Origin of the sequence: Burkholderia sp. HI2714 (assembly GCF_002223085.1) — a bacterium.
Lineage (GTDB): Bacteria > Pseudomonadota > Gammaproteobacteria > Burkholderiales > Burkholderiaceae > Burkholderia > Burkholderia lata_D.
On sequence record NZ_NKFM01000031.1, the window covers coordinates 1 to 9,863 of the forward strand.

Annotated in this window: 8 protein-coding genes; 1 reads left to right on the forward strand and 7 read right to left on the reverse strand. The window is 68.3% G+C overall.

Going from position 1 to position 9,863, the window contains the following annotated elements:
- Positions 1-201 precede the first annotated feature (201 nt).
- The 4 genes from CFB82_RS16795 to CFB82_RS16810 form a co-directional block, all read right to left on the reverse strand.
- Positions 202-1,323: a porin gene (locus tag CFB82_RS16795; protein WP_039369128.1), complete on the reverse strand. Its 1,122-nt coding sequence runs from the start codon at positions 1,321-1,323 to the stop codon at positions 202-204.
- A 378-nt stretch (positions 1,324-1,701) separates the two neighbouring features.
- A complete protein-coding gene (locus tag CFB82_RS16800; RefSeq protein ID WP_089484658.1) occupies positions 1,702-2,448 on the reverse strand; it encodes a YoaK family protein in 747 nt (248 codons plus the stop codon).
- A 57-nt stretch (positions 2,449-2,505) separates the two neighbouring features.
- A complete protein-coding gene (locus CFB82_RS16805; RefSeq protein ID WP_043184629.1) occupies positions 2,506-3,033 on the reverse strand; it encodes a chromate transporter in 528 nt (175 codons plus the stop codon).
- Positions 3,030-3,668 carry a chromate transporter gene (locus CFB82_RS16810; protein WP_089484659.1) on the reverse strand — a complete coding sequence of 213 codons (639 nt, stop codon included), beginning with the start codon at positions 3,666-3,668 and terminating at the stop codon, positions 3,030-3,032. Before CFB82_RS16810 ends, CFB82_RS16805 begins: the two co-directional genes overlap by 4 nt.
- A 96-nt stretch (positions 3,669-3,764) precedes the next feature.
- On the opposite strand from CFB82_RS16810, the gene CFB82_RS16815 reads away from it, so the two are divergent.
- The gene (locus CFB82_RS16815; RefSeq protein ID WP_069249062.1) at positions 3,765-4,649 is read left to right on the forward strand and encodes a transcriptional regulator GcvA; all 885 of its coding nucleotides are present in this window, start codon (positions 3,765-3,767) and stop codon (positions 4,647-4,649) included.
- Positions 4,650-4,707: 58 nt separating this feature from the next.
- Here CFB82_RS16815 and CFB82_RS16820 read toward each other — a convergent pair whose 3' ends face one another.
- From CFB82_RS16820 to flgK, 3 genes are all read right to left on the reverse strand, one after another.
- Positions 4,708-6,015: a solute carrier family 23 protein gene (locus CFB82_RS16820; protein ID WP_069249063.1), complete on the reverse strand. Its 1,308-nt coding sequence runs from the start codon at positions 6,013-6,015 to the stop codon at positions 4,708-4,710.
- 302 nt (positions 6,016-6,317) lie between these two features.
- The gene (gene flgL, locus CFB82_RS16825; protein ID WP_069249064.1) at positions 6,318-7,559 is read right to left on the reverse strand and encodes a flagellar hook-associated protein FlgL; all 1,242 of its coding nucleotides are present in this window, start codon (positions 7,557-7,559) and stop codon (positions 6,318-6,320) included.
- 22 nt (positions 7,560-7,581) lie between these two features.
- Positions 7,582-9,564 carry a flagellar hook-associated protein FlgK gene (gene flgK / locus CFB82_RS16830; protein WP_069249065.1) on the reverse strand — a complete coding sequence of 661 codons (1,983 nt, stop codon included), beginning with the start codon at positions 9,562-9,564 and terminating at the stop codon, positions 7,582-7,584.
- Positions 9,565-9,863: the final 299 nt, after the last annotated feature.

Genomic DNA, 9,863 nt, shown 5'->3' on the forward strand with positions numbered 1-9,863 from the left:
CGATTTACGCTCCACGCTTCCTTCCCACACTCGGTCACCCTCATGCAGTTGCGCTTCACTTCATTTGCCGTGATCAACTTATGGCGGGACTTCCACCCGCAGGAATGCGCCCATGCTGGGCGCACACGAAAAAAAAGAGGCGCCTCGCGGCGCCCCTTCGATGCAGGCCGGACGAAGCCGGCCCATGCGTTCCGACGTTCGTCAGAAGATATTGCGCAGGCCGATCGCGATGCCGGTCTGGTTGCTGCGACCCGGCAGCTCGACGTTCGCCGCGCCGTTCGTCTTGTTGAAGTCGACAGTGCCGTAGACTTCCGTGCGCTTGCTGAGCGCGTACTCGGCGATGCCGACGATCGCGTAGCGGTTGCCGCTCGCGAGCGTGCCGTTGGTGGTCATCGCATTGCGCATGTGGTCGTAGTAGAACGCGCCCGTCAGTGTCAGCGGCGCGCTGACCTGCCAGCTCACGCCCGCGAACGGACCGTCGTCGATCCGGCCGGTGCCCTTCGCGACCGGAATCGTCTGCTGTGCGAGCAGGCTGTCGACGAAGCCCGTGTCGTCCTTCGAGCGCAGGTAGCCCGCGTAGATCTTCGCCTTGCTGAACGCATACACGACGTTCGCGTGGTAGATCGTCTGCTTGCGCGCCGAGTTGTCGCTGTTCTGCTGCGCGCCGGCCGCGATGCTGAGCGGGCCCATCACGTACGACAGCGACACGCCCCAGGCATTGCCCTTGCCGAGCGAACCCGGGATCTGGCCCGAGAAGCCGCCCGCGCCGGTCGATTCGTAGTTGGTGCCGGTCGAGTACATCGCCTTCGCGGTCAGGCCTTCGAACTTGCCCGTGTACTTGATCTGGTTGTCCGCATACAGGCCGCCGCCGAGTGCGACCGGCAGCCACGCGTTTTCGAGGTAGTTACCGACCGTCAGCGGATCGTAGGTATCCGACAGCAGGTCGAACAGCGGGGTCTTCTGACGGCCGAGGGTCACCGTGCCGTACGGGCTCTGCAGGCCGACGTACGCTGCGCGGTTGAACAGGCGGCCGCTGTCGGCGAAGGCACCGTTCTGCAGGTTCACGCCGCTCTCGAGGTTGAACACGGCCTTCAGGCCGCCGCCGAGGTCTTCCGTGCCGTAGATGCCGAAGCGGCTGTTCGTGATCGCGCCGTTGGTCATCGACAGCAGGCCGTCGTTCTTGGCGTTGGCGTTGGTCAGGTAACGGATGCTGGCGTCGGCGACGCCCCAGAGCGTGACCGAGCTTTGTGCGGCCGCGTACTGGCTGGCAAATGCGAGCGCGGCGCCCCCTGCGATGGCTGCGAGTCGGGTGGTCTGCTTCATGAGCTTTCCTTTTTGTAGGTGTCTCCATTCATGGCCGGCCGCGTGCGCAGCCGGGTGGCGATCGCTCACGTTCTTGGCGCGCGCGATGTGGGCTGAATCATATGACGACTGCAATCGCTGAAAGAAATTGAAATGCGCGGCAATCGCGCGATTGTCGTCCGGGAACAACGGTTCGCGCGGCGGGCCCGCCCGCGCGGCGCGGCGCGGCGCGGGGCGGCAAGGTTCGGCGATGGTGCGACGCGGTCACGCCGATCGTGGCGAAATGGTCGGCGCGATCGGTGCAGCGGGTTGCGGGTTGCGGGTTGCGGGTTGCGGGTTGCGGGTTGCGGGTTGCGGGTTGCGGGTTGCGGGTTGCGGGTTGCGGGTTGCCGCCTGCCATCAGGCCGTTTGCGTCGCCCCGTCGCTGCCGTCGCCCGCGTCGTCGTTACCGCCCTCGCCGCCCGCACCGCCGTTCCCCGCGCGGCGCCACGCACGCCGCACGATTTCCGCGAACGCGCCGACGAGCAGCAGCACGGCGCCCCACAGCGCGACCTCCGGCACGAGCCGCGTGACGAGGCCGCCGACCACCGCCCCGGCCAGGAAGCAGAAGCTGATCGTCGCGAGCAACGCCGAGTCGTGCAGCGCACCCGCGTCGTAGCGCGGGATCAGCCCGACGAACAGCTTCTGCGCGGCGCGCCGCAGGTTGCCGGTAGTCATCACCGACGTGTACGACAACTCCTCGAGATGCGTGAACGACAGCGTCTGCAGCGTCGCGACGAACGAGATGCCCGGAATCAGCCACGCACTCGACACGCCGACGAGGCCGCTCGCGGCGACGCCGAGAAAGGCGATCTCGACGAGCAGGCTCGCGAACGCCGTGTGCTTCATCCAGCCGCGCTGCGCGGCAAGCCCGAGCAGGTGCGCGACGAACACCGCGATCGTGAAGCCGACGAGCGGCGGCACGTGATGCAGCGCGGCGGCCCATTCGCCGGCCGACAGGTTGATTCCGAGCAGCGCGACGTTGCCGGTCATCGTGTTCGCGAACACGTGGCCGTGGCCGACATACGTGTACGCGTCGAGGTAGCCGCCGGACAGCGTCAGCAATGCGGCGACAGTGAGATTGCGGCTGGCGCCGTCGAGATCCATCGAGCCTCCCGTGAAGATTCGCGCCAGTATGGCGCACGGGCGGTCAAAGTGCGCCGCTCACTGCCCGATGCCCGTCAGGCCAATCAGCGCGCCGCCCGCGAGCAGCCACAGCGGATGGATGCGCGTGCGCCACGCGAGCACCGCGCACGCGGCCGTGATGCCCCACTGGATCGCGGTGCGGTTCGATGCCTCGGAGATCAGCACCGCGCTCGCCGCGACGAGCCCGGCGGTGACCGGCATCATCCCCTGCTGCACGTAGCGGCGCCACGGCCGGTCGCGAAAGCGCTCCCACGCGTGCAGCGCGAGCACGGTGACGATCGACGACGGCCCGAACTTCGCGAGCGACGCGACCAGCAGCCCGCTCCAGCCGGCCACGTGCCAGCCCACCAGCGACACGATCATCATGTTCGGCCCGGGCGCGGCCTGGGCCAGCGCGAACAGCGCGGTGAACTCGTGCGCGCTCATCCAGTGATGGACGTCGACGACCTGCCGCTGCATCTCCGGCAGGATCGTGTTGCCGCCGCCGAACGCGAGCAGCGACAACTGGCTGAAGATCGTCGCGATGGCGATCAGCGTGTCGTTCATGACCGGTCTCCTCGCTGCGTGTCGCGCGCCGCGGCCGGCGCCGGCTGCGGCGTGCCCGCGGTGCGGCGCCGCGACGCGAGCCAGATGCTGACCGGCGTCAGCACGAGCATCGCGGTCAGCAGCGGAATGCGCAGCACCGCGATCGCGACGAACGCGAGCGCCGCAATGCCGGCCGCCGCACGCGCATGCCGCAGCGGCTTCACGACCTTCACGGCCATCGCGACGAGCAGCCCGGCCGCCGCCGCGGCGAGCCCCGCGAACAGGTGCTGCACGCGCGGATCGTTCTGCGTCTTCGCGTACAGCACGCCGAGCGCGACGACGACGAGCGTCGGGCCCGCGATCAGCCCGAGAATGCCGGCGAACGCGCCGGCGACGCCGCGAAAGCGCATGCCGACGGCCACCGACAGGTTGATCACGTTGCCGCCCGGCAGGAACTGGCACAGCCCGAGCAGATCGGTGAATTCGTCGGCGGAGAGCCACTTGCGCTCTTCGACGATGGTGCGCCGCGCGAACGGCAGCGCGCCGCCGAACGACATGAGGCCAAGCGACAGGAAACCGGTGAACAGCTCGGCGAGGCCGACGCTGCGGGGTGAAGCGGCCGGCGGCGGGGCGGCCGGCGGAGAAGCGGATTGCATGGGGTTCCTTATCAAACGGTGACCCGAGGTTACCGCCGTTCGGAATACCGGCAAAACGATTTTATCGGCGCGCCCTTGTGATCTAGAATCACAAGCATGGCACGCGATCTCCCGCCCTTTTCCGCGCTTCGGGCCTTTGAAGCCGCGGCACGACATGAAAGCTTCAGCGCCGCCGGCGACGAGCTGCATGTGACTCACGGTGCCATCAGCCGGCAGATCGCCGGGTTCGAGGCCTGGCTCGGCAAGCCGGTGTTCCACCGCTACGGCAAGCGCGTGAAGCTCACCGACGAAGGCCGCCGCTATCTGGACACCGTGCGCGCGGCATTCGACAGCATCGCGCTCGCGACCGAGCAGTTGCGCAACACGGGCGCGGCACGCGTGCTGCGCATCAATGCGCTGCCGACCTTCGCGATGAAATGGCTGCTGCCGCGCCTGTCGCGGTTCCAGCGCGACGTGCCGAACGTCGAGCTGAAGCTGTCGACGTCGAACGCGCCGCTCGACACGCTCGACGGCTTCGATGTCGCGATCCGCCGCGGCCCCGGCCACTGGCCGAACTGCACGAGCGGGCACTTCCTCGACGAAAGCGTGATTCCGGTCTGCAGCCCCGCGCTGCTCAAGCGCGCGCCGATCGCGCGCGCGGACGATCTCGCGCGCCATGTGCTGCTGCATTCGGATACGCGGCCGGAAGGCTGGCGCGACTGGTTCGCGGCGGCCGGCGTGGCGATGAAGGGACGCAAGCGGCAGTCGTTCGACCACTTCTACCTGGCGCTGCAGGCGGCCGTCGACGGCCTGGGCGTCGCGCTCGGCCCGTTGCCCCTGATCGACGACGAGCTCGCGAGCGGCCGGCTGGTGATGCCGCTGGAGGGACCGCGCATCGCGACGCGCAGCTACTGGTGGATCGCGCCGCGCGCGCCGGCGGACGATCCGCTCGTCGCGCAGTTCTGCGCGTGGCTGCAGACGCAGTCGAACGTCGGCGCGTAGCGCCTCGACGGTCGACGCAAAAGACAACGCGGGCGGCAGGACGCCGCCCGCCGGAAGCTCAGACCACCGGGCCCGGTTCCTTTTCCTTGCGCAGGATCGCGTACAGGATGATCGCGCCGAACGTCGCGGTGCCGATCCCGCCGAGCCCGAAGCCGCCGATCTTCAGCGAGAAGTCGCCGGCGCCGAGCACCAGCGTGACGGCCGCGACGATCAGGTTGCGGTTGTCGGAGAAGTCGACCTTGTTGACGACCCAGATCCGCGCGCCCGTCACCGCGATCAGCCCGAACACGACGATCGACACGCCGCCGAGCACCGGGCCCGGAATCGTCTGGATCACCGCGCCGAACTTCGGCGAGAAGCCGAGCACGATCGCGATCACCGCGGCGACCGCGAACACGAGCGTCGAGTAGATCCGCGTGACGGCCATCACGCCGATGTTCTCCGCGTAGGTCGTCACGCCCGTGCCGCCGACGCTGCCCGACACGATCGTCGCGAGCCCGTCGCCGATGAATGCGCGGCCCACGTAGCGATCGAGGTTGGTGCCCGTCATCGCGCTGACGGCCTTGATGTGGCCGAGGTTTTCCGCGACCAGGATCACTGCGATCGGCGCGAGCATCAGCATCGCGTGCGGATCGAACACCGGCGCGCGGAAGCTCGGCACCCCGAACCAGGCCGCCTGCCCGACGATCGAGAAATCGATCGGCTTGCCGAGCCCCATCCCGTTGGTCGCGACCGCGTAGATCGCGTAGGCGATCACCAGCCCGACCAGGATCAGCAGGCGCTGCACCATGCCGCGCGAGAACACCGCGACGCCGCCGACGCACAGCACCGTGACGAGCGCCATCACCGATTCGAAGGTCGACGCGGACACGCCCTTGACCGCGATCGGCGCGAGGTTCAGCCCGATCACCGCGACCACCGCGCCGGTCACGACGGGCGGCATCAGCGTCTCGATCCAGCGCGTGCCGATCGCCTGCACCAGCAGGCCGAGCGCGACGTACACGACGCCGCACGCGACGATCCCGCCGAGCGCGACCGGGATGTTCGGGTTCGGGCCGCTGCCGCCGTAGCCGGTCACCGCGATCACGAGGCCGATGAACGCGAAGCTCGAGCCGAGGTAGCTCGGCACGCGGCCGCCGACCAGCACGAAGAACAGCAGCGTGCCGATGCCCGACATGAAGATGCACAGGTTCGGGTCGAAGCCCATCAGCAGCGGCGCGAGCACGGTCGAGCCGAACATCGCGACGACGTGCTGCACGCCCATCGCGACCATCTGCGGCCACGCGAGGCGCTCGTCGGGGCCGACCACGCGCGAGGCCGCGCCGGTCGATTGCACCCGCCAGCGCGGGAAGTAGGAATCGGACATGGGGGAAAAGGGCTCCTGTCGGTCGCCGGCTGCGGAGGATGCGCCGGGTCTGGAATCTGGCGCGAGTTTACGGAGCGGAAATGGGGCTGGCAAGCAGGCTGAGAAGGGGGCTGAAAAGCGGACTGAAAAGCGGGCCGCCGAGCGGGGCCAGCGTGCACGATGCGCGGCTTGCCGCATGTGCGAAACGGGGCACGATGGTGCACCCGGGGGAAGCGCCCGCCCGTGCGGGGACAGGCGCGGGCGGCGACCGACGCCGGCCGCGACGCAAGCGGGCGCTCACATCGCGGCCGGCGCGGCTGACATCAGGGGTTGATGTACTGGAACAGCGACAGGTTCTGCAACTGCGCGTACGCCTTCTGCGAGCCCGTCAGCGCGTTCTGCATCTGCAGGAACTGGCTGATCGTCGTCACCATGTTGGTGCTCGTCAGGTCGGACAGGTTGCTGGTGACCTGCAGCGACGCGGTCTGGTTGACGGCCTGCATCGCCTTGACTTCCTGCTCGCGGCCACCGACCGATGCCTGAATCGTCGTGACGTTGCGCATCGTGTTGCCAAGCTTGGTCGAGCCGGTCATCAGCGCGTTCTTCAGCGCCGCGCCCGCCACCGCGTTGCCCGTCACGGGCGTCTTCAGCGCCGCGATCATCGCGTCGAGCGTCGAGAACACGTCCGAGCCGCCGCTCGCCTGCGGCGCCGGCTCAACAGCAAACTTGTCGCCGGCGGCCGGCGTGCCCGACACCGCCACCGTCATTCCGCTGCCGAGCGAGATCGCCGCGCCCGACGAATAGGCCTGCGCCGGCGTGGTGGTTGGCGGGCTGACCGAGTTGTCGGTCACGGTGTAGGTCGGCGCGGCGGCCGTGCCGCCAAAGGTGATCAAGAACTGATGGCCGTTCGTCGCGATCGACGGGTTCGTCACCGTGACCGCGCCGATCGTGCCGGTGCCCGTGTTGCCCGCGCCGGCCGACGGCACCGGCGAGCTGCCGATCGCCGGCACCGACATGAAGACGGCCGCGCCCGTGTCGCCCTGCGACACGGTGCTCGAATCGGCGATCTGCACCTGGCGCGTACCGGTGTCGCCGACATAGACGACGCTGCCGCTCGCCGTCGTCGAAAACGGCGCCGCCGAATTCTTCGTGCCGGCGAACAGGTAGTTGCCCGCACCGTCGTTGGTGTTCGCAAGCGTCATCAACTGGTCGCGGTAACCCTGCAGTTGCGTTGCAAGCGCCGAGCGGTCGCTGTCGGACATCGAACCGTCGCCGGCGCGCACGAGCTGCGACTGCGTGTTCGTCAGCACGGTGCTCACGTTCTGCAGCGTCTGGTCCTCGGCCTGCAGTGACGCGAGCGCCGCGTTCTGGTTGGTCGCGTACTGCGACAGCGTCGCCGACGTCATCGACAGCTGCACGGCCTGCGCCGCGCCGGCCGGATTGTCCGCCGCCGTCTGCAGGCTCACACCGCTCGAGATCTGCTGATACAGCTGCGCAAGCTGGGTCTGCTGATCGTTCATTTGTGAAACGTTCAGCTGGAAGAACTGGGCGCTGGAAATCCGCATCGCTTCTATCCTTCGAATCCGGTCAATTGAACAGGCCGAGCACGGTCTGGAACAGCGTCGCCGCCGTCTGGATCACCTTCGCGTTCGCCTGGTAGAACTGCTGGTACTGCATCAGGTTGGCCGCTTCCTCGTTCGTGTTCACGCCCGACACCGACTGCTGCGCCTGGGTGATCTGGCCGATCAGCCCGGTCTGCGCGGCGCTCGACGATTTCAGCTGGGTCGTCGTGTTGCCGATGCCGTTCACGTAGCTCGCATACGCGCCCGTGAGCGTCATCGTGCCGTTGCCGAACGCCTTCGCGTTGACCAGCTTCGACAGCGCGAGCGCGTTGGAGCCATCGCTTGTGCCGCCCGCATACGGCCCGATCGTGAACGAGTCGCCGGTCGCCGGTGCGCCGGACAGCGTGACGCTCACGCCGTTGAGCGCGCCCGCGGCCGTTCCCGACATCGTCATCGTCGCACCGGCTGCCGGATCGTACGGGACGGTGTCCGTCGGGGTGTTGATCGTGACCGACTTCGGCGGCGTGGTGCCGATCGTCACCGTGGTGCCGACCGGGAAACCCGTCAGCGTCTTCGCCGTCGCGTCATAGGTCAGCTTGGTCGTCGGCACTTGATAGCCCGCGGTGACGCCGCCCAGCGTGATCTTGCCCGTGCCGGTGTTGGTGCTCGCCGCCGACGTGACGGCCGGCGATGCTGCCGCGATCGCCAACGCGCTCGTCGTGGCGAGGCCGAAGCCGTTCAGCGCGCCGCGCGTCGGCAGCACGGTGAACTTGTCACCGGCACTCATCGAGCCAGACGGGATCGAGAAATTCAGCCCGCCGAGCGAAACCGGCATCGGCCCCGCCTTCTGGTCGACCACCGCGCCGCTCGCGCGGTCGGTCAGCGTGTAGTTCGCGCCGTCGAACGACAGCGTGTAGTCGCTCGTCGTCGGCTGCGACGCGTTCGCGAACGACACGGACAGCGACGCGTTGCCGGTATTGCCCTGGTTCGCGTACACGGTCGGCGACGGCGTCGAGAACAGGTTGCCGCCCTTGTTGCCCGACAGGTCGATGCCGAGCGCGTTCTGCGCGTTGACCTGCGCGGCGAAGCTGGTCGCGATCGCGCCGAGCTGGGCCTGTGCGGGGTCGAGCGTCTGGCTGCGGAACGCGAGCAGGCCGCCGAGCGTGCCGCCCGACAGCGACGAATCGGGCAACGCCTGGTTCGGCCCCTGCGGCTTCGCGCCGGCGATCCCCTGCGACACGACGGTCAGTTCGCTCGGATCCGACGGCGACGTGACGGCCGCAAGCTGGTAGCTCTTGTCGGCGACGACGAGCGGTTGGCCACCCGACATGAACACGCTGTAACCGCTGTCGTTGCGCACGACCTGGATACCGGCCAGGCCCGACAGGTTCGACACCGCGAGGTCGCGCTGGTCCAGCAGTTGGTTCGGCGGCTGCCCCTGGCTGCTCGCCGCCGCGATCTGCTGGTTCAGCTGCGCGATCTGCGCGGTGTACGTGTTGATCTGCGACACGGTGCTGGTGAGCTGCGTGTTCACGCTCTGGCGCAGCGCGTCGTACTGCTGGCCGGCCGCGTTGAGCTGGTTGGCCAGCGTCTGCGCGTTGCTGATCGCGGTCTGCCGCACCGACGGGTCGGACGCGTTGTTCGCGACGTTCTGCAGCCCGGTGAAGTAGCTCGTGATCCCGGTCGAGATCCCCGCCGTCGGGCTGCCGATGTAATTGTTCAGCTGCGCGACGAGCGTGTACCACGTCGACAGCGCGCCGCCCTGCGTCTGCGCGGTGTTCAGCTGGTCGCTCAGGTACTGGCTGTACTGCCGCTGCACGGTGACGGTGTTCACGCCTTGCGGCATGTAACCGCTGCCCGAGTATTGGCTGCTCGCTTCCGCATACACGGGCCGCTGGACCGAATAGCCGGGCGTCGCCGCGTTGCTGATGTTGTTGCTGGTCGTCGTGAGGCCCCAGAGCGCGGCATTCAGGCCGCTGACGCCGAGGTTCATGAGTGTGTTGGACATGCGCGATCCTGATGAGCCGGCCGCGCGTCGCGGCCGCCGGGTTGCGTGACTCCCGGTATAACGGCCGCCGATCGAAAAAATTGAGGGAAAAAATGCGCGCGCGACGCGCACGTGCGCGTCGCCGGTTCAGGCGCGCGGCCGAGGGTGCCGCAAACGCCGTGCGGGCCGCCCCGGGGGGTGCCCCTATGTCTTTCGTCAAGCGTTAGGGGCTGACTTGGGTTGGTAAATGGTGCCGTCGCGCAGCATGGCGAACAGGACGTCGCAGCGTCGCCGTGCCAGCGCGATGAGTGCCTGGTTGT

Excerpts from the sequence above, each read along its gene's own strand:
- CFB82_RS16795 (WP_039369128.1), bottom strand. The coding sequence starts at position 1,323 with ATGAAGCAGACCACCCGACTCGCAGCCATCGCAGGGGGCGCCGCGCTC.
- CFB82_RS16800 (WP_089484658.1), bottom strand. The coding sequence starts at position 2,448 with ATGGATCTCGACGGCGCCAGCCGCAATCTCACTGTCGCCGCATTGCTG.
- CFB82_RS16805 (WP_043184629.1), bottom strand. The coding sequence starts at position 3,033 with ATGAACGACACGCTGATCGCCATCGCGACGATCTTCAGCCAGTTGTCG.
- CFB82_RS16810 (WP_089484659.1), bottom strand. The coding sequence starts at position 3,668 with ATGCAATCCGCTTCTCCGCCGGCCGCCCCGCCGCCGGCCGCTTCACCC.
- CFB82_RS16815 (WP_069249062.1), top strand. The coding sequence starts at position 3,765 with ATGGCACGCGATCTCCCGCCCTTTTCCGCGCTTCGGGCCTTTGAAGCC.
- CFB82_RS16820 (WP_069249063.1), bottom strand. The coding sequence starts at position 6,015 with ATGTCCGATTCCTACTTCCCGCGCTGGCGGGTGCAATCGACCGGCGCG.
- flgL (WP_069249064.1), bottom strand. The coding sequence starts at position 7,559 with ATGCGGATTTCCAGCGCCCAGTTCTTCCAGCTGAACGTTTCACAAATG.
- flgK (WP_069249065.1), bottom strand. The coding sequence starts at position 9,564 with ATGTCCAACACACTCATGAACCTCGGCGTCAGCGGCCTGAATGCCGCG.